Source organism: Campylobacter sp. 2457A (assembly GCF_020135895.1).
GTDB classification, from domain to species: Bacteria; Campylobacterota; Campylobacteria; order Campylobacterales; family Campylobacteraceae; genus Campylobacter_D; species Campylobacter_D taeniopygiae.
In genome coordinates this window covers 1-19,297 of the sequence record NZ_JACHTO010000023.1, presented here as the reverse complement: position 1 = coordinate 19,297, position 19,297 = coordinate 1, and the positions used below count along the sequence as shown (strand labels likewise).

Annotated in this window: 15 protein-coding genes; 10 read left to right on the top strand and 5 right to left on the bottom strand. The window is 30.0% G+C overall.

Features of this window, described 5'->3' with window-relative positions; translation table 11 throughout:
- The 6 genes from H2280_RS07100 to H2280_RS07075 all read left to right on the top strand — a co-directional run.
- Positions 1-1,378 (top strand): N-acetylmuramoyl-L-alanine amidase family protein (locus H2280_RS07100; RefSeq protein ID WP_337216069.1); only part of this gene is annotated, 1,378 nt, incomplete at its 5' end.
- A gap of 1 nt (position 1,379) precedes the next feature.
- A complete protein-coding gene (gene mnmC, locus H2280_RS07095) occupies positions 1,380-3,227 on the top strand; it encodes a bifunctional tRNA (5-methylaminomethyl-2-thiouridine)(34)-methyltransferase MnmD/FAD-dependent 5-carboxymethylaminomethyl-2-thiouridine(34) oxidoreductase MnmC (protein WP_337216068.1) in 1,848 nt (615 codons plus the stop codon).
- A 96-nt stretch (positions 3,228-3,323) separates the two neighbouring features.
- Positions 3,324-4,463, top strand: a complete 1,140-nt coding sequence (locus tag H2280_RS07090; protein WP_137624393.1) for a hydrogenase small subunit — start codon at positions 3,324-3,326, stop codon at positions 4,461-4,463.
- 2 nt (positions 4,464-4,465) lie between these two features.
- Positions 4,466-6,193, top strand: a complete 1,728-nt coding sequence (locus tag H2280_RS07085; RefSeq protein WP_337216067.1) for a nickel-dependent hydrogenase large subunit — start codon at positions 4,466-4,468, stop codon at positions 6,191-6,193.
- 10 nt (positions 6,194-6,203) lie between these two features.
- Entirely contained in the window at positions 6,204-6,896 is a 693-nt protein-coding gene (gene cybH, locus H2280_RS07080) for a Ni/Fe-hydrogenase, b-type cytochrome subunit (RefSeq protein WP_137624395.1), read from the top strand.
- Entirely contained in the window at positions 6,893-7,426 is a 534-nt protein-coding gene (locus tag H2280_RS07075) for a HyaD/HybD family hydrogenase maturation endopeptidase (RefSeq protein WP_337195992.1), read from the top strand. Before cybH ends, H2280_RS07075 begins: the two co-directional genes overlap by 4 nt.
- Here H2280_RS07075 and recR read toward each other — a convergent pair.
- The 3 genes from recR to H2280_RS07060 are packed head-to-tail and all read right to left on the bottom strand — an operon-like array spanning position 7,423 to position 9,909.
- A complete protein-coding gene (gene recR, locus H2280_RS07070) occupies positions 7,423-8,007 on the bottom strand; it encodes a recombination mediator RecR (RefSeq protein WP_337216066.1) in 585 nt (194 codons plus the stop codon). The genes H2280_RS07075 and recR overlap by 4 nt on opposite strands.
- A complete protein-coding gene (locus H2280_RS07065) occupies positions 7,991-9,238 on the bottom strand; it encodes an ArsS family sensor histidine kinase (protein WP_337216070.1) in 1,248 nt (415 codons plus the stop codon). The genes recR and H2280_RS07065 overlap by 17 nt, the downstream gene beginning before the upstream one ends.
- The gene (locus H2280_RS07060) at positions 9,238-9,909 is read right to left on the bottom strand and encodes a response regulator transcription factor (protein WP_137624398.1); all 672 of its coding nucleotides are present in this window, start codon (positions 9,907-9,909) and stop codon (positions 9,238-9,240) included. Before H2280_RS07060 ends, H2280_RS07065 begins: the two co-directional genes overlap by 1 nt.
- 139 nt (positions 9,910-10,048) lie before the next feature.
- On the opposite strand from H2280_RS07060, the gene dnaJ reads away from it, so the two are divergent.
- The gene (dnaJ, locus tag H2280_RS07055) at positions 10,049-11,167 is read left to right on the top strand and encodes a molecular chaperone DnaJ (RefSeq protein WP_337216065.1); all 1,119 of its coding nucleotides are present in this window, start codon (positions 10,049-10,051) and stop codon (positions 11,165-11,167) included.
- Positions 11,168-11,289: 122 nt separating this feature from the next.
- Here dnaJ and H2280_RS07050 read toward each other — a convergent pair whose 3' ends face one another.
- Positions 11,290-12,552 carry a major outer membrane protein gene (locus H2280_RS07050; protein ID WP_337216064.1) on the bottom strand — a complete coding sequence of 421 codons (1,263 nt, stop codon included), beginning with the start codon at positions 12,550-12,552 and terminating at the stop codon, positions 11,290-11,292.
- 275 nt (positions 12,553-12,827) lie between these two features.
- Positions 12,828-14,534: a protein-disulfide reductase DsbD gene (gene dsbD / locus H2280_RS07045; protein WP_337216063.1), complete on the bottom strand. Its 1,707-nt coding sequence runs from the start codon at positions 14,532-14,534 to the stop codon at positions 12,828-12,830.
- A gap of 195 nt (positions 14,535-14,729) precedes the next feature.
- Between dsbD and H2280_RS07040 the strand changes: the two genes are divergently transcribed.
- From H2280_RS07040 to H2280_RS07030, 3 genes are read left to right on the top strand one after another with little or no spacing between them, the layout of a single operon-like run.
- Positions 14,730-15,890 carry an efflux RND transporter periplasmic adaptor subunit gene (locus H2280_RS07040; protein WP_337216062.1) on the top strand — a complete coding sequence of 387 codons (1,161 nt, stop codon included), beginning with the start codon at positions 14,730-14,732 and terminating at the stop codon, positions 15,888-15,890.
- A complete protein-coding gene (locus H2280_RS07035; RefSeq protein WP_337195989.1) occupies positions 15,890-17,821 on the top strand; it encodes an ABC transporter permease in 1,932 nt (643 codons plus the stop codon). Before H2280_RS07040 ends, H2280_RS07035 begins: the two co-directional genes overlap by 1 nt.
- A 1-nt stretch (position 17,822) precedes the next feature.
- Positions 17,823-19,190, top strand: a complete 1,368-nt coding sequence (locus H2280_RS07030) for a TolC family protein (RefSeq protein ID WP_337216061.1) — start codon at positions 17,823-17,825, stop codon at positions 19,188-19,190.
- The last annotated feature ends 107 nt before the right edge of the window (positions 19,191-19,297 follow it).

Below are 19,297 nucleotides of genomic sequence, written 5' to 3'. Positions count from 1 at the left end.
AAATTACCGCCATATCAGTGATTTTAATGGGGTTTTAGAGGGAGGAAAGAAAGAATATAAGATGGATGATTACCGAGTAGTCATCTCCCAATACAACCCAAAGACGATTCGCATTGTGATTTATGCCAAAGAAAGAATTCCTATCACTTTTGATTTTAATGATAAAAAATTAAAAATTTCAAAACAATCTAGTACCGTTTTAAAAACTCCAAAAAAAGAAACAACGCAAAAAGATTTGCCAAAAAAACAAGAAATTAAGCCAGTTAAAGCACAAAATTCTCAAGATAAAAAACCAAAACAAGATAAAAAAGACCCTCTATATGTCTTAGATGTTGATAAAATTTCAAATGCAGTAATACTTAATCTAAGCGATACTTTAAGCGACGATGAAATTTCGGTTTTTAGTTCCAAAGATCAAAAGTTTTTCAGACAAATTGTAAGTTTCAAAGGAATTCTAGAGGGTAATCGTAAAAATTTTACCTTTGGTAAAAACAATATTACTGTAACGCAATATAACCCAAAAACAGTTAGAATTGTTCTTAGCTCTCCAAAAGAATTTGATATTTCTAAAAATTTAGAGGATAAAAGTTTAACTTTAGGCTTTCAAAAGGATAATAAAAAAACATCCAAAAATGATGATAAAAAAAATAAAAACAATAACAATAAAAATGTTTTAAGTTCTAATTTTAAATCAAAAAAAATTATTGTTATTGATGCAGGACATGGGGGAAAAGATAGTGGAGCTTTAGGTAATAAACAAGGAACTCTTAAAGAAAAAAATATCGTTTTAAGTACAGCTTTAAAACTTGGAAGTGAGCTTAAAAAAAGAGGTTACAGAGTCCTTTATACTAGAAGTACCGATCAATTCATTAATTTAAGAGATAGAACTAAATTTGCCAATGATAAAAGGGCGGATTTATTTATTTCTGTTCATGCTAATGCAGCACCTAATGCAAAAAAAGCTAAAAGTGCTGAAGGGGTGGAAACTTTCTTTTTAAGTCCTGCTAGAAGTGAAAGAAGTAAAAAAGCTGCCGAAAAAGAGAATCAAGGGGATTTTGAAGAAATCAATTATTTTTCAAAACAAAGTATTTTAAATTTTTTAAATCGTGAAAAAATTGTAGCATCCAATAAACTCGCTATTGATGTGCAAAAAAATATATTAACCCAAACACGAAAAAAATATAAAATAGTTGATGGCGGGGTAAGAGAGGCTCCGTTTTGGGTTCTTGTTGGGGCACAAATGCCAGCGATTTTAATTGAAATAGGATACATCACTCATCCGAGCGAAGGTCAAAGAATTGCAAGTAAAACTTTTCAAGATATTTTAGCTAAGGGAATTGCTGATGGAGTAGATAGCTATTTCTATCACAATCGCTAAAATGGAAAAAGCAAATATAATTTTTAAAGATAATACTCCTTTTTCTCTTGATTTTGATGATTTTTATTTTAATTCACAAGATGGGATTCAAGAGAGTAGATATATTTATACTGAAGCTTTTAGTTGGAGCAATGAAGAGCAATTTATTATCGCTGAAACGGGTTTTGGTATAGGGCTTAATTTTTTTCTAACCTTAAAAAGATTTCTTAAAGAACAAAGTCATCAAAAAAGATTATTTTATATTAGCGTAGAAAAATTTTATATCGATAAAGAAACTTTAAGAGAAATTTATCAAAAACTTGGATTTTATGAGGATTTTAAAGAAGTGCTTGAGTCTTTTTTAAAATTTTATCCTCCTTGTAAAGAAGGATATTATCGATTTTATTTTAAAAATTGCTTTTTAGATCTTGTATTTGATGATATTTCTATTTTAAAAAAACTTGATTTTAAAGCTAATGTGTGGTTTTTAGATGGTTTTTCTCCGAGTAAAAATTCCGCTATGTTTGATTATGATGTTTTGTTTGAGGTGGCAAGATTGTCAAAAAAAGGAACGCAAGTTTGCACTTTTTCTGCAGCTAGCTTACTTCAAAAAAATCTTCAAAAAAATGGTTTTTATATTCAAAAAATCAAAGGATTTAGAAAAAGAGAGATGATTCAAGCTTTTTTTGAAAAAGATCAAACAGATCAAAAAATGTTTCAAGAAGCATATTTTAAAAGAGTGTCTCAAAAAATAAAAAATAAAGAGGTAGCAATTATAGGTGCAGGTATTTGTGCGGCAGTTTTAGCATATGAGCTTTCTTTAAGAGGTTTTAAAATTAGCGTTTTTGAAAAGAATCCTTGCTTAGGAGGAGGTGCTAGCGGTAATGAAAGTGGAATTTTAAGTTCTTTGATTTTAAAACCTGATGTTGCTTTGGGTGAGTTTTCTCAACTCGCTTTTATTGAAGCGAGTCGCTTTTATAAACAAATACTAGATTTAAAATTAGACGGAGTTATAGAAATTGCACACAATGATTTAATGCAGGAGCGTTTTTTATCTCAAAAAAATAATGTTTTATTTGATATTAAAAATAATCAAGCGTTTTTAAAAGATGGTGGCCATATTAAACCAAAAAAACTTGTTCAAGCCTTATTTGAAAAAAGTAAGGCTAAGATTTATTTTAATCATCAATTTAAAAATTATCAGCATAAAAATGGCACTTTTAATCTTTTTTTTGATGGAATAAAAGATATTTATCAATCAGAAATTTTAATTTATGCTATGGGTGCAGATACTAAGGATTTTATATCCTATGATTTTATGAATTTAAGCAAAGTTCGCGGTCAAGTTACTCATTTAGAGCCTTTTTGCGATATTCAATATCCGCTTTCATCAAAAGCTTATATTTGTCCAAAAAATGAAGAAATTCAAGTTATAGGGGCGAGTTATGATCGTTTAAGTTCTGATTTTAACTCCAAAATAGAAGATGATGAAGAAAATATTAGAAATATTGAAGAATTTTTAAAAGGGGATGAAAAATTGATTTGCAAAGGATCTAAAGTAGGATTTAGATCTTATTCTAGCGATCGATTTGCTATTGTTGGTGCGGCTTATGATGAAAAATTCTATAAGGAGTGTTATAAAGATTTATTATGGACGAAAAATAAAGAGCAAAAATTACCACAAAATATTCCTAATTTTTATTTAAATTTTGCTCATGGATCTCGAGCTTTTTCTACGGCTGTATTGGCTGCACGTTATCTTTGTGCTTTGATTGAAAATGAACCTTTATGTATCGATAAAGATTTTATTTCTTACATTCATCCAGCTAGATTTTTAATTAGAAAATTAAAAAAAGGTTTAAGCAAATAAAATATAAAAATATTTTTTTATTATTTTGATTTTATTTAATTTTAAATCGTATTGTTCTATTATTAGTATAATGATTTTATTTTTAAGGAAAATTTCATGGTCGATTATAATCAAATAGAGTCTCGTTTAGCGGCGCTTGAGAAGCTTCCTTCTTTAAATCCTAATTCTTCAATTCCTAAAGCTTTGGAAAAAGCTGGATTTAGTAGAAGGGATTTTATGAAATGGGCAGGAGCTATGACAGCTTTTTTAGCACTTCCAGCGACTTTTACACCTATGGTGGCAAAGGCTGCGGAATTAGCGGATAGATTGCCTGTTATTTGGCTGCATATGGCAGAATGTACAGGTTGTAGTGAAAGTTTATTAAGAAGTGATACACCCACGATTGATAGTTTGATATTTGATTATATATCTTTAGAATATCATGAAACTGTAATGGCTGCTGCAGGTTGGCAAGCAGAAGAAAATTTAGAAAATGCGATTGAAAAATACAAGGGTCAGTATGTTTTAATGGTGGAAGGTGGTATTCCATGTGGAGATAAAGAGCATTATCTTACGATAGGGCCTCATGCAAAAACTGGATATGAGCTTAGTAAAGAAGCGAGTGAAAATGCTTATGCGATTTTAGCTATTGGAACTTGTTCTTCTTTTGGGGGCATACAAGCAGCAAGACCAAACCCAAGTAATGCACAACCTTTAAGCAAGGTTACCAATAAAACAGTGATTAATGTTCCAGGTTGTCCTCCAAGTGAAAAAAATATAGTAGGTAATGTTTTACAACTCCTACTTTTTAAAGAACTTCCAGCGCTTGATGTTTATAATAGGCCAAAATGGGCTTATGGTTTAAGAATTCATGATCTTTGTGAGAGACGTGGACATTTTGATGCAGGAGAATTTGTACAAAGTTTTGGTGATGAGGGTGCGAAAAATGGCTATTGTCTTTACAAGGTAGGCTGTAAAGGGCCTTATACTTTTAACAATTGTTCAAGAGAGAGGTTTAATCAGCATACCTCTTGGCCTATTCAAGCAGGGCACGGTTGTATAGGATGTTCTGAGCCAAATTTTTGGGATAAGATGGGACCTTTTGAAGAGCCTTTGGCAAGCCATAAATTTGATACTGTTTTTGGTTTGGGTGCTGATAGTGTTTCAGATAAAATAGGTATAGGCGTATTAACACTTACAGGAGTTGCAATTGCTGCCCATGCTGTGATTGCTTCTATGAAAAAAAATGAGGAGTAAGAATGAGTCAAAAAATAATCGTTGATCCAATTACAAGAATAGAAGGACATTTAAGAGTTGAAGTTGTTGTTGATGATAACAATGTAGTAAAAGAAGCTTATGCTGGTTCTACTTTGTGGCGTGGTATTGAAACCATTGTTAAAGGAAGAGATCCAAGGGATGCGGGCTTTATGACTCAAAGAATTTGTGGAGTATGTACATTTTCTCATTATAAAGCAGGTATTGTGGCTGTTGAAAATGCTTTAGGTATTATTCCTCCTTTAAATGCATTGCTTACTAGAACTCTGATGAATGCAGCTCTTTTTTTACATGATCATATAGTGCATTTTTATCAACTTCATGGGCTTGATTGGGCTGATGTGGTGAGTGCTTTAAGTGCGGATCCTAAGAAAGCAAGTGATGAGGCTTTTAAATATACTTCAAATCCTTATGCAACAGGGGCTGATAAACTTCTTGAAGTAAAACAAAGACTTAAAACTTTTGTAGATAAAGGCAATTTAGGACCTTTTGCAAATGCTTATTATGGACATCCAACTTATCGTTTAACTCCGGAAGAAAATTTAATCGTTCTTTCTCATTATTTAGAATGTTTAAGAATTCAAAGAATTATTGCTCAATGTATGGCTATTTTTGGAGCAAAAAATCCACATCCGCAAAGCTTAACCGTTGGGGGTGTAACTTGTGTTATGGATCTTTTAAGCCCTTCAAGAATGGGAGAATATATGAGTAAATTCCAAGAAGTGCAAGATTTTGTTAATCGTGCTTATTATCCAGATCTTGTAATGGCAGGAAAAGCTTATGCAAATGAAGCCAGTGTTTTAAATGATATCGGAGTAAATAATCTATTTACTTTTCAAGAATTTCAACTCGGAAAAAATGAATGGTTATTTGAAAGCGGCATAATTAAAAATGGAGATTTGAGTAAAGTTTATGAGGTAGATGAAAATAAAATTACTGAAGAAGCGACTCATTCTTGGTATGTAGATAATGAACCATTACATCCTTATGATGGCAAAACAAATCCAAATTATACAGGATTTGTTGATGGAGATAGTATAGATCATCATGGAAATAAGGTTGATTCTAAGGTTTTTGATACTAAAGGAAAATATAGTTGGATTAAAGCACCACGTTATGAAGGAAATCCAATGCAAGTTGGACCTCTTGCAAATATAGTAGTTAATTATGCTAAAGGAAATAAAAATGTTGTTCCAGTGGTTGATGAGTTTTTAAAAGAAACAGGACTTCCTTTAAATGCAGTATTTAGCACTCTTGGAAGAACCGCTACTCGCTGTTTGGAAGCTAAAATTGTGGCTAATAATACTTTAAGAGCCTTTGATAATTTGGTAGAAAATTTAAAAGTAGATCAAACTACTTGCGCACCTTATACTCCAGATACAAGTAAAATGGTTAATGGTGAATATAGAGGCCGGTATATGGGTCATGTACCAAGAGGAACTTTAAGCCATTGGTGTAGAATAAAAGATGGTGTGATTGAAAATTGGCAAGCTGTAGTTCCTTCAACATGGAATGCGAGTCCAAAAGATGCTAATGGAGTAGGTGGAAGTTATGAACAATGTTTAATAGGTCTTAAAATAGCTGATGTTAAACAACCACTTGAAATTATACGCAAAATTCATTCTTACGATCCTTGTATAGCTTGTGCTGTGCATGTTATGGATACCAAAGGAAATAATTTAAGCGAATATAAAGTCAATGTAAATTTATAGGAGGCTTTTTATGAGCAGTAAAGAAGAAAAATTACAAAGAAAAGCTGAATATGAATTTAGCATCGGATTGCGTTTAACACATTGGATTCGAGCGATTGCTATAGTGATTTTAATAGGAACTGGATATTATATTTCTTATGTATTTCAAAGTCCTATGAGTAGTTTTGAGCCTGTAAATTTTATGCAGGCTAAATATCGTTTAGTTCATCAAGCTGTAGGATTTGTTTTAATTGCTTGTATTATTTTTAAATTTTATCTTTTCTTTTGCGATAAAATCAGTCATAAAGAGCGTGTTTCTATTTTAGATCTTTTTAGCATTAAGCTTTGGATTAATCAAATTAAATTTTATATTTTTTTAGGCAAACATCCACACCTAAGAGGTGTTTATAATCCTTTGCAATTTGTGACTTATTTTTTATTTTATCTTGTGATGCTTGGTATCATTTTAACAGGACTTATTCTTTACACTCATACCTATCATGAGGGTTTAGGTGGGATGTTATATGATCTTTTAAAACCACTTGAAGCGAAATTGGGTGGATTGGCAGAAGTTAGAATTTATCATAGAATTTTAATGTGGGTTGTGATGATTTTTGTTCCTATTCATGTTTATATGGCTATTTTTAATGCTGTTAAAGGCAAAAATGGTGCTATGGATGCGATTTTTAGCGGTTATAAATATGTCAAAGAGGAGAGAAATTGAAATTCCTTGTGCTTGGCATAGGGAATATTATGTTTGCGGATGAGGGCATAGGAGTTCATGTTTGTAATTTTTTGAAAAAAAATTATGAATTTACTCATCCCATTCATAGTATAGAGTTTATAGATGGTGGAACTTTAGCTTTACAATTAAGTTATATAATCGCAAGTTATGATAGAGTAATTTTAATAGACTGTATTGATGCTGATAATGCAAATATAGGAGATGTATTTTTCTTTCCTTATGAGGCAATGCCAAAAAATCTTAATTGGAGTGGAAGTGCGCATGAAGTTGAAATGCTTCAAACTCTGCAATATATGGAATTAATGGGTGATTTACCTCAAACTCAAATTTTAGCTTGTATTCCTAAACGTATAGAGCCAATGAGTTTTCAGCTTTCAAATGAAATTTTAAAATCAAGCGAAATTATGAAAAAAACTTTGCTAGATTATTTAAAAAAAGAAGGTTTTGAGTGTAAAAAAGTTAAGAATTATTCTTTACAAGAATTAGCAAATAATGCGTACAAGAGTTAAATTTCAATTTTAGTGCGATATTGAATTGCTTTATTTAAAGAAATGGTATCGACATTTTCAAGATTAACCCCGCTTGGAATACCTTGAGCGATTTTGCTAAATTTCAGATTTAATTTTTTAAATTTATCTTCAATAAAAAAAATAGTTGCATCTGAGTTAATACTATGAGGTAGGGCAAAAATTAACTCTTTGCTATTTTGTTTTAGTATCATTTCTTCTAGTTTTAATATTTTTTCATTATCTAATCCATCCAATACAAAATATAAGCCTTGATAGCTTTTACTCTCCTCTATAATGAGAATGTCTTTTGGAGTTTCAACGATGCATAAGATGTCTTTATTTCTTTCTTCATCGGTACAAATTCCGCAAAGTTCGTTTTCGCTTAAAGATCCGCATTGTTGGCAAGGTTTGATAAAACGCAAGGCATTTTCAATATTGTGTGCAAGTTTCATACCCTCAAGTTGATTATTTATGCATATATAATAAGCAAGACGAATAGCAGTTTTTTTGCCTATAGTAGGTAAATTTGAAAAACTTTCAATTAAATTGTTAAATTTTTCCAAATCATTTTTGTGTTTCATTATGATTTTTTTCTCCGAAAAAAACTTTAAAACAGTGTTTATTATTTTCATAATAATAGATAATATCAAAATTATGTAATTTACATACTTCAAAGACAATATAAAGACCTAAGCCCATCCCTTTTACTTTTTCATCTTTTTCTCGGGTAAAAGCCTCAAAATAATATTCTATAGGTTCGCTTAATTTGCGTCCTGGATTTTGAATAACAAAATATTGATGATGAGAATATATTTCACAAGTTCCATCGCTTGAATATTTTAAAGCATTATCAATTAAGTTTTTTAAGATTAAAGGAAAAATTTCCATATCAACATTAATCAAAGCATCACTTTTTAAGTGAATTTTGACAATTTTATTAAAATCATCTCTCATTAGATAATTTTTAGCTTCTTCAAGTATGGTACTAAAATGGATGGGTTTAAAATGCAAATTATAGTTTTTTGAGAAAAGATTTTCTATTTTTGCAAATTCATTGATTAAAGAATCCATACGCGAAAATATATCGATCAATCTTTCCTTTTGTTTGTCTTCTTTGATCATTTCTGCAATGATTCTTCCCTTTCCTATAGGAGTTTTTAACTCATGCATAATCGTACGTAAAAAAAGTTGTCTTGATTGTATTAATTCTTGATTCCTTGTAAAGGCTTTTTTAAATTCAAAGGCAATTTTTCCTATTTCATCTTCTTGATAATCTACAAAATCAGGTTTTTTTCCATTTGCGGCTTCAGCAACTTGTTTTCTAAGTTTTTTAAGAGGCTCAAGGGATTTTAAAACTGAAAAATACATAAAAACAACCAAAAAGGAAAAAAAGAAAAATCCTATCAATAAAAGATTGTAAATTCTATCATTAATATTTTCTTTATAAAATTTTTTAAAATCACCGCATTGAATATCGATATAAAGATTATTATGATATTTTAAAGAAATAAAATGGCATACCTTATCATTGCTATCATAAAAAAGAATTTCGCCATCTTCTTTAATGGTATGTATTAAGTCTGGATTTTTTACAGTAGAAAAATTATTGTTATTAAAATAAGCGTCTATATTAAAATTTGGATTATAAGAATTGATCATATTTTTAACGAGGTTTTTTTGTCTTAAAACCCCTTCTTCAGCATAAGCATTTTCTTCAATTTTTAGTAAAACAATAAAAAGAATGCAAACTAGAAGAAAGGTTACGACAAATAAAACAACTAATTTTGTATAAATAGAATACTTTTTTTGAATCATCCTATAAGTTTGTATCCTATTCCTCTAACGGAAAAAATATGTTTTGGAGATTTGGAACTATCATTGATTTTAGTTCTTAATCTGCCAATGATTACATCTAAACTTTTAGAATCTTTATCTTTAAGATTTTTACAACGATTGACAAGTTGCTCTCTAGACACGCTATAACTGTGCTGTTGAATAAGATATTCTAAAATTTCATATTCAGCAGGAGTTAGAGTTAAAACTTTATCATTGTAGCTGATTTCATGCCTTCTTTCATCAATTTTAAAGGCAGAGTTGATATTTTCATTGTTTGAAGTTTCAACTCTCTTTGTGCGACGAATAAGACTAGTGATTCTTGCATACATTTCTTTAGGATCATAAGGCTTAGGAAGATAATCATCTGCACCGATTTGAAGTCCTACTACTTTATCACTAAGATCTCCTCTTGCTGAAGAAACAATAATAGGAATATTATTTTTTTGTCTGATTTCTCTACAGACTTCAAGTCCGTCTATTCCAGGTAGGGTTAAATCTAAAATCAAACAATCATAACCTTGCATACCCATATTTAAAGCTTCTTGTGGGGTTTCAAAATTTGTAATTTTTATATTAAATTGAGCTAAATATTCAGATAAAAGTTGTGCAAAATCAGGATCATCTTCTATCATTAATACGTTAATCATTTAATGTTTTCCTTCATTATTATTTTATCGTTTTAATAATATTTACATAATTTTATTTAAATTTTGATAAATTATTGAGTTTAATTTTGCTAAAATTAGCTTTTTTGATATTTTTTATTACAAAAGTTAAGGATTTTATATGGAATTAGACTATTATGAGATTTTAGAAATTACACAAAGCGCAGATAAAGATACAATAAAAAAAGCTTATAGAAAAATGGCTTTAAAATATCATCCAGATAGAAATCAAGGAGATAAAGAAGCTGAAGACAAATTTAAATTAGTCAATGAAGCCTATGAGGTTTTGAGTAACGATGAAAAACGCGCTATTTATGATAGATATGGCAAAGATGGATTAAAAGGGGGAGGCTTTGGAAATACTTCTGGTTTTGGAGGTTTTGAGGACTTAGGGGATATTTTTTCTAGCTTTTTTGGTGATGGTTTTGGTCGTTCATCGCGTCGTAAGAAAACAAGTGATGAAAAATTTGCAAGTGATTTGATTGTTAATTTAAGATTGAGTTTTAAAGAAGCTATATTTGGATGTAAAAAAAATATAGATTTTGTTTATAAAAATTCTTGTAAAACTTGTCAAGGAACAGGATCTAAAGATGGAAAATTTCAAACTTGTCCTAAGTGTAAAGGAAGCGGACAAGTAGGAATTTCTCAAGGATTTATCACTTTTGCACAAACTTGTCCGGAGTGCAAGGGAAGTGGAGAAAGCATTCGTGAAAAATGCAGCGATTGTAAAGGTAAAGGCTATGAAGAGATAAAAGAACAAGTTGAAATTAGTATCCCAGAAGGTGTAGATAGCGGGATGAATTTAAGAGTTAATTCTAAAGGTAATATAAGTAAAAATGGCTCTAGGGGCGACTTGTATGTTAAAATTATTGTTGATGAGGATAGAACTTTTATAAGAGATGAGAATGATATATATATAGAATATCCGGTATTTTTTACTCAAGCTATTTTAGGACAGAGTGTGAAAGTCCCTACTATACGAGGAGAAGCGGTTTTAAATTTACCTAAAGGTGCTAAAGATGGTCAAAGATTTGTTCTTGAGAAAGAAGGGGTAAAAGATGTGCATAGTTCTTATATCGGTAATCAAATCGTCCAAATTTCTATTAAATTTCCTAATTCTTTAAATGATGAACAAAAAGAACTTTTAGAAAAACTCAGTGAAAGTTTTGGGATTAAAGATGGTATGCATCAAGAACAAAAGGGATTTTTTGAAAAAATAGCTGATTGGTTTAAATCATAGCCAATCAAAAATTTTCTAAGGCAACTGATAAATATTTTTATAAAAAATGAAAGATTTTTTAGACATAAAAAAAGCTAGGTTTTATAAAACCTAGCTTTAAAAGTTTTAATTCTAAGTGATTTTTAGAATTTGTAAAGAGCTTGAAGTCTTACAGCGTTATGATCGCCTTTAGCACCATGATCTCTATCTACATTTACATAAGAATAGAATGCTGAGAAGTCAAGTTTTGGAGAGTATTTGTAATCTACTCTTGCAACTGCTTCTAATTTTTTACCACCAAGGCCTATAAAGCCTGTTTTTGTTCCACCATATACGAAATCACCGCCTACGCGTACTGTTTCATTGAAAGTGTAACCAGCTGTTATATAACCGAAGATATTTCTACCAAGGCTACCATTTAATTGAGAACCTTCAGTATAGAAAATTTCTTGACCAGCTAGTAAAGAACCAAGATTTCCTTGATCTTCAATTACAGTTAAAGTTGGTTTTTCTTTATCACCGTAGTATAAACCACCAAGGCTAGCATCCCAACCATTTACTTCAATAGCACCTTTTAAAGCAAAGAAGTTGCCATTGCCAGCACCATAGCCAGCACCGTTAATATTATTTTTAAGTTTGCTATCAACAGAGTTTCCTAAATAAGCACCTTCAAGGGTCCAATTTACACCATCAAAAATAGTTGTGCTATAAGCTACATCTAAAGCATACATGAAAGCATTTTCATCCATATAAGCTAACCATAATTGTGGGTTAAATTGTCCGCCAAGAGCTTCATAAGAACCTATAGCTGCAGCACCATAAAGATTTTTTTGCCAATTTAAAACAGGACTAGCGTCGGTATCACCATATTTTTGATCTTGTCCTTCATTAAAACTATCTACAGCAAATGCAGCTAAAGTTAAGCCATCGATGCTATTATTTACTACTTTTATACCTGTTCCAACTAAACCATCGATTTCATTATCTGTCCAGATAGTGTTAAGTTGTTGCTTACCAGCGATTACACTTGTAGCTACATCTTCATTTGTATAAGTTAAATATAATTGACGAACATGGAATCCATCACTAGTGTTACTAATGTTATTTTTATTATCTCCAAATCCACCATCTTTTGAGTTATAATCAAATTGAATAAAAGCTTTAAAATTATCTGCTATAGCAGCATTAAAATTAAGTTGTGCTCTGTATTGATGGTTTTGTTTGCTAGTAATTAAATCATCTTTTGAACCAGGAAATTTTTTATCAAAAGAACCTGACTCATATCTGTATCTTAATACTCCAGATACATCGATATCTTTAATTACTTCTTCCATTGGAGTAGCACTAGCTACAGAAAAAGCACCTGCAGTAAGAGCTGCAACTAAACTAAGTTTAACTAGTTTCATGAGAATTCTCCTTCTTAAAATTAAAATTAAAACGATGTAATTGTAGCATAAAAAATAAGAGTTTATCTTAAAAAATACTTAAAGTTTATTTTTGGATTTAATTTTGAAGTCATAAAAAGACAAAATCTAGTCGAGTATGTAACTCAACTAGATGCAATTTTAAGGAGTTTTCTTATGAATGTTTGTATTCGTTTGTAAGTATAAAAATTAAAAGTAAATGATAAGTAATTATAAAAATTTTAAATCTTATTTTGAATTTTTATAAAAATTTGTTTTTATGATTTTAACTTTTTTAACAAATCATCGGCACTTATAAAACCTGTAATTTTTAATTTTTCTTTACCATTTTCGAAAAAAATCAAAACAGGCGGTCCAAAAACATTAAATTTTTTCATCGTTTTTATGTCTTCATTATTGTTTTGACTGACATCAACTTTGATCAATTTATATTTTTTAACTTGATCAATAACTCTTTGATCGCTAAAAGTAAGTTCATCTAATAGTTTGCAATTTTCACACCAAGACGCTGTAAAATCAAGCATTAAAGCTTGATTGTTTTTTATTTCTTGATTGATTTGATCAAGATTGTTTATAAAATGATAATTTAAAGCTTGATTTTCTTGCTTTGTGCTAAAGTTTAAAGGGTTTAAAAAATCTTTTGCTCCAAAAAGTCCACCTAAAAATAAACAAAGAGAATAGCTTAAAACTAAAATCAAAATGCTTTTTTTAATCTTAGCAAAAGCATCAAGAGCTTTTTCAAAAATTCCCATAAAAACACTAAAAAACACACCTAAAATTCCAAAGGCCATTAAAATGTAATGAGTCTCTATGATACGAGAGAGTATCCAAATGCCCATCGCAAGCATAACAAAGCCAAAAAATACTTTTATTTTTTCCATCCAAGCACCAGGTTTTAAAAATCCTAACCCTAAGCCTATAAAAAGCAAAGGAATTCCCATGCCAAAACTCATTACAAAAAGGGCACTTCCACCAAGTAATGCATCTTTGGTATTTGCTATGTATATTAAGGCTCCAGCCAAAGGAGCTGCAACGCAAGGTCCTACGATCAAAGCAGATAAAAAGCCCATGATGGCTATACCTATAATACCTTTTTTATTATCGCTTTTTTTGTGTATGAAATTTTGAAATTTTAAAGGCATTTCAAAACGTAAAATATCAAACATCGCAAGTGCAAAAAGAACAAAAATCAGTGCAAACATAATTAAAACGCTAGGTTTTTGTAAAATTCCTTGAACGCTTGCACCTAAAAAACTCGCAATCACTCCAGCAATTGCGTATGCTAAAGACATAAAAAATACATAAATAAAAGAAAGAAGAAAGCTGTGTTTTTTAGAATTTTTACCCCCGCTTTTTGCGATCAATAAGGAAGATAAAATAGGGATCATAGGTAAAATACAAGGCGTAAGAGAGAGTAAAATTCCATAGCCAAAAAAACTAAGCAAAATCCAAAAAAGATTATTTGTAGCTAGAAAATTAGCGATCATTCCTTCTTCGGATTGAGAATTAAAAGTTTCTTTAGGTTTGGTTTGTTTAGTTTGTTTGTAAGGTTTTGAAACTGAAAATTGGTTGTTTTGATAGCTTAGATCTAGATACCAAATTTGAGGGTTATAACATAAACCTTGTTTAGAACAACCTTGAAATTCGAATTTGATTTGATTGAGATTGTTTTTAGTATAATGTTCTAAAAGTAAATTAGGCAAGGCTAAATTTAATTCTTTAAAATATACTTTTTCGTTATTTTCTTCAACACTTGGGGGAAAATTTAAAAAAGATGTTATATCTTTGTCGTTAATGTGAAGTTTGATTTTGTTTGCATATAGATAAATATCTTGTCCTAATTTTACATCGATGATAATAGAGCTATCGTATTTTTTTGAATCAACATGAAAGGCATCGTTTAAAGATAAAATGGAAGCAAATGAAATGCAAAAATTTAATAAAAGTATTATAATAAAACGCAATTATTTTTCCTTTTTAGAATGTGTTTTTGATTGAAATTATATTTTTTTGTAGTAAATTAAAAAAGCTTTTTTATTAAAAAATAAAAATTATAATACTTTAACTTATATTTAAACGTTAAAAATTTACAATAATTCACAAAAAATTCACTTTCAAACTTTAAAATTGATATTAATAATATATTGATAAGGTTTTTAATGAAAAAAAAGATTATTTTTATAGTAGTGTTTTTGACTGTTATTCTTAGCGGGGTTTATTATTGGTTTTTTTATGATAAAGAAAAGGTGACTTACCTCACTCAAAAAATACAAAGAGACAATATATCTCAATCCATAGAAGCCATAGGAAAAGTTTATGCTAAAGATCAAGTTGATGTTGGAGCTCAAGTTAGCGGACAAATTTTAAAACTTTACGTGGATGTGGGTTCTTATGTCAAACAAGGCGATTTGATCGCTCAAATTGATAAAGATAAGCAGCAAAATGATTTGGATATTACAAAAGCAGAACTTCAAAGTGCTAAGGCAAATTTAGAAAGCAAGAAGGTTGCCTTAGATATTGCTTTAAAACAATACGAAAGAGAAAAGAAGCTTTACGCTTTAAAGGCGACTTCTTTAGAGAATTTAGAAAGTCAAAAAAATAATTATTATACTCTTAAAGCCAATGTTGCCGATCTTAATGCACAAGTTGTTCAGCTTGAAATCACGCTTAAAAATGCTCAAAAAGATTTAGATTATACCACGATAACCGCTCCGATTAATGGGGTGATTATTAATGTAGCAGTTGATGAAGGACAAACTGTTAATGCAAATCAAAACACACCTACTATAGTTCGCATAGCTAATTTAGATGAAATGGAAGTGAGAATGGAAGTTGCTGAAGCGGATGTGAGTAAGATAAAAGTAGGAACAGAACTTAATTTTTCTTTATTAAGCGATCCTCAAAAGACTTATCATGCTAAAATAGAAAGCATCGATCCAGCTGATACTGAAGTGAGTGATTCGAGTTCAAATTCGGATTCAAGTTCTTCTAGTTCAACTTCTAATGCGATTTATTATTATGCTAAATTTTATGTTCCAAATAAGGATAATTTTTTACGTATAGGTATGAGTGTTGAAAATGAGATCATCGTTGCGAGTGCTAAAAATGTGATTGTCGTTCCAAACTATGCGATTAAAAACGATGAAAAAGGTTATTATGTTGAGGTTTTAGAAAATGATGAAGCTATTAAAAAATACGTTAAACTTGGGATTAAAGATGCTATTAATACTGAAATTTTACAAGGTGTGAGTGAAAATGAGAATTTAATACTCAGCTCTAGTGCTGATGGACTTGCATCAAAAATTAAATTGAGATTTTAATGATTTGCTTAAGAAATATCTATAAAAATATAGGTGAAAATGCTATTTTAAAAAATATCAATCTTGATATAGAAAAGGGTGAATTTGTAGCAATTATCGGTCAAAGCGGAAGCGGAAAAACCTCTTTGCTTAATATCATAGGAACTTTGGATAGTCCAAGCAGTGGAAATTATTTATTAGATGAGTATGAGGTTACCAATCTTAACCATGATGAAAAAGCGAGATTAAGACGTGAAAAAATAGGTTTTATTTTTCAGCGTTATAATCTTTTAAATTTATTTAATTCTAGTGAAAATGTTTCTTTACCTGCTATTTATGCGGGTAAAAATGTGCAAGAGAGAAAACAAAGATCTAAAGAGCTTTTAAGCGATCTTGATCTAGGTCATAAGCTTTATTCTAAACCTAATGAGTTAAGTGGCGGACAGCAACAACGCGTTTCTATAGCAAGAGCTTTGATGAATGGCGGAGAATTGATTTTAGCTGATGAGCCAACTGGAGCTTTAGATAGCAAAAGTGGGATTATGGTGCTTGAAATTTTGCAAAAATTAAATAAGCAAGGCCATACTATTGTTTTAGTTACTCATGATCCTAAAATCGCCCAACAAGCTAAAAGAGTTATTGAAATAAAAGATGGTGAAATTTTAAGCGATAGCAAAGAGAAAAAAAGCATAAATGATCAAAAAATTACTCCTAGAGTGATGACGAAAGAAAGAAAAACTTTAGCTTTGCTTAAAAATCAAGCTTTTGAATGTTTTAAAATCGCTTATTCTTCTATAATTGCACATAAGTTGCGTTCTATTTTAACGATGCTTGGTATTATTATAGGAATTGCCTCTGTGGTTTGTGTCGTGGCTTTAGGACTTGGCTCGCAAGCTAGAGTTTTGCAATCTATTTCTGATCTTGGCACAAGTAGTATAGAGATCTTTCCAGGTAAAGGATTTGGAGATTTGCGTTCGGGTAAAACGAGGCTTAATTTTAGTGATCTAAAAACTTTAAAAAGCTTAAATTTTTTAGAAGCTGTGGATGCTTACACTAGCTCTTCAGGCGTGGCAACTTATAGTAATATTTCTTTAAACGCTAAAGCCGAGGGAGTAGGGGTTAATAATTTTGCCATTGATGGCTTAAAGATTGATACAGGAAGAATTTTAAGTGAAGATGAGGTGCAGCATAGTTCAAATGTTGTCGTTCTTGATTTTAATGCTAAAAAGAATTTATTTCCAGAATTAAGCAATGAAGATGTTTTAGGCCGAGTGGTGATTTTTGATTCTCAACCTTTTAAAATTATAGGAATTTTGAAAAAAGATCAAAATAAAATATTTGATGATAATGTTGTGCGTCTTTACATCCCTTATACAACGCTTATGAATAAAATTACTGGAGATAAAAAATTGCGTGAAATTGTTGTTAAGGTTAAAGATGATATGGATTCTACTTTAGCTGAAAGTGCGATTATACGTGTTTTAACCCTTAAAAGAGGGCAAAAAGATTTCTTCACTTTCAATTCTGACACTTTTAGAAAAACCTATACAGCAAACAAAAAAACAACAACAATACTTACAATTTGTGTAGCGATCATCGCTCTTGTGGTTGGAGGAATTGGTGTGATGAATATCATGCTTGTTTCTGTGAGTGAAAGAACAAGAGAAATTGGAATTCGTATGGCTATAGGTGCTAGAAGAGAAGATATTATGATGCAATTTTTAATTGAAGCGATTATGATATGTACTATAGGGGCGATTTTGGGGGTTATTTTATCTGTATTTGTGATCTTTGCTTTTAATCATTTAAGCACTGATTTTCCGATGATTTTAAATGCATATTCTATACTTTTAGGCCTTTTAAGTTCAATTTTAATCGGAGTGATTTTTGGATTTTTTCCTGCCAGAAATGCGGCGAATTTAAATCCTATTCATGCTTTATCAAAGGAATAAAATGAAAATTTTGATCAGCTTTTTAATCGGTTTTTTTATAACAGCTTGTGGGACAAAGTTGGTTTTACCCAAAGAGCCTTCGATAAAACAGAGTGATTTAAAGGATTTAAATATAAGCTATGAATGGTACAAAGCTTATGATAATAAGCGTTTGGATGAATTTATAGATTATGTTTTAAAAAATAATAGCGATGTTAAAGTGGCGAGATTAAATTTATTGAGTGCTTTGGCTAGGGCTGACTTGATTGATTATGATTTATATCCGAGTTTGAGTGCTAATTTGGGATTTGCAAAGAGTAAAAATTTAAATTCAGGATTAGAAGGTAAAAATTTTAACAATGCTTTAAATTTAAGTTATGAATTAGACATTTATGGAAAGATAAGAGATAGTGCAAAGGCAAGTGAATTTAGTGCAAAGGCAAGTGAATATGATTTGCAAAATTTAAAAATCAGCATGGTTAATACAGCTTTAAATGATGTTTTTGAACTTGCCTATTTTAATGATATGCAAAATTTACTTGAACAATATTTTCAAAATTTAACTCAAATGAAAGAGCTTTATACTTATAAATACGAGCTTGGAAAGATAGAAGAGCTTGATTTGCTGAATTTAGAGCAAAGTGCTTTAAAAGCAAAGCAAAATCTTTTAAGCAATGAGCAAAATAGAAATTTATTGATTAAAAATTTGCAAGATTTGTTAGGCAAAAAAGAGGGGTTTTCTTATATAGAATATTTTAAAACCTTGTCTTTGTCTGATTTTAAAGAGTTAAAGCCTGAATTTAACATTCCTTTAAAAGTACTTGCTTATCGTCCGGATGTACAAGCTAAGATCAATAATCTAAAATCCGCTTTTAAAGATTACACTTCTATGCAAAAATCCATATTGCCAAGTGTTTCTTTGGGCGGAATTTTAAATGGCAGTGATGAAAATTTTAATGATAGTTTTAAATTTGAAATTTTAAGCGGAAATATCAAAATTTCCCTTCCTTTTCTTGATTATGGTAGAGTGCGTCAAAATATCAAAATTTCAGAATTTGAATACGATAAACTTTTAGTAGAATACGAACAAATTTTACAAAGTGCGATTAATGAATATGAGCTTAATTATAAGGATTATCAAAGCAATATTTCACTTTTAAAAAATTTAGAAGAGATTAACTCAAAAGAAAAGTTGATCAAAAAAGCTTATTATGAAAAATATAATTTAGGCAAAAGCGAGTTAAAAGATTATCTAGATGCTGCCAATGCTTTAAATTCTAGCGAAGAAGAACTTTTGAGGGCAAAATTTAATCTTTATAAAACGATCAATTTATATTATCAAATCACTGCTATAGGAGAAAAATCTTTCAAATTTAATCCCAAAAAATAAACCAACTAAAACCAAAAATATTAACAAGAACAAAAAATAAAAACAAGATAATTCAACTAAGAATAATAGAAGATAATAAAAATAAAAAAACAAAAAAACAAAAAACT

What these genes read in the sequence shown, in the direction of transcription:
- dnaJ (WP_337216065.1), top strand. Translation starts at nt 10,049, where the DNA reads ATGGAATTAGACTATTATGAGATTTTAGAAATTACACAAAGCGCAGAT.
- H2280_RS07090 (WP_137624393.1), top strand. Translation starts at nt 3,324, where the DNA reads ATGGTCGATTATAATCAAATAGAGTCTCGTTTAGCGGCGCTTGAGAAG.
- H2280_RS07085 (WP_337216067.1), top strand. Translation starts at nt 4,466, where the DNA reads ATGAGTCAAAAAATAATCGTTGATCCAATTACAAGAATAGAAGGACAT.
- recR (WP_337216066.1), bottom strand. Translation starts at nt 8,007, where the DNA reads ATGAAACACAAAAATGATTTGGAAAAATTTAACAATTTAATTGAAAGT.
- cybH (WP_137624395.1), top strand. Translation starts at nt 6,204, where the DNA reads ATGAGCAGTAAAGAAGAAAAATTACAAAGAAAAGCTGAATATGAATTT.
- mnmC (WP_337216068.1), top strand. Translation starts at nt 1,380, where the DNA reads ATGGAAAAAGCAAATATAATTTTTAAAGATAATACTCCTTTTTCTCTT.
- H2280_RS07040 (WP_337216062.1), top strand. Translation starts at nt 14,730, where the DNA reads ATGAAAAAAAAGATTATTTTTATAGTAGTGTTTTTGACTGTTATTCTT.
- H2280_RS07060 (WP_137624398.1), bottom strand. Translation starts at nt 9,909, where the DNA reads ATGATTAACGTATTAATGATAGAAGATGATCCTGATTTTGCACAACTT.
- H2280_RS07035 (WP_337195989.1), top strand. Translation starts at nt 15,890, where the DNA reads ATGATTTGCTTAAGAAATATCTATAAAAATATAGGTGAAAATGCTATT.
- H2280_RS07030 (WP_337216061.1), top strand. Translation starts at nt 17,823, where the DNA reads ATGAAAATTTTGATCAGCTTTTTAATCGGTTTTTTTATAACAGCTTGT.
- H2280_RS07050 (WP_337216064.1), bottom strand. Translation starts at nt 12,552, where the DNA reads ATGAAACTAGTTAAACTTAGTTTAGTTGCAGCTCTTACTGCAGGTGCT.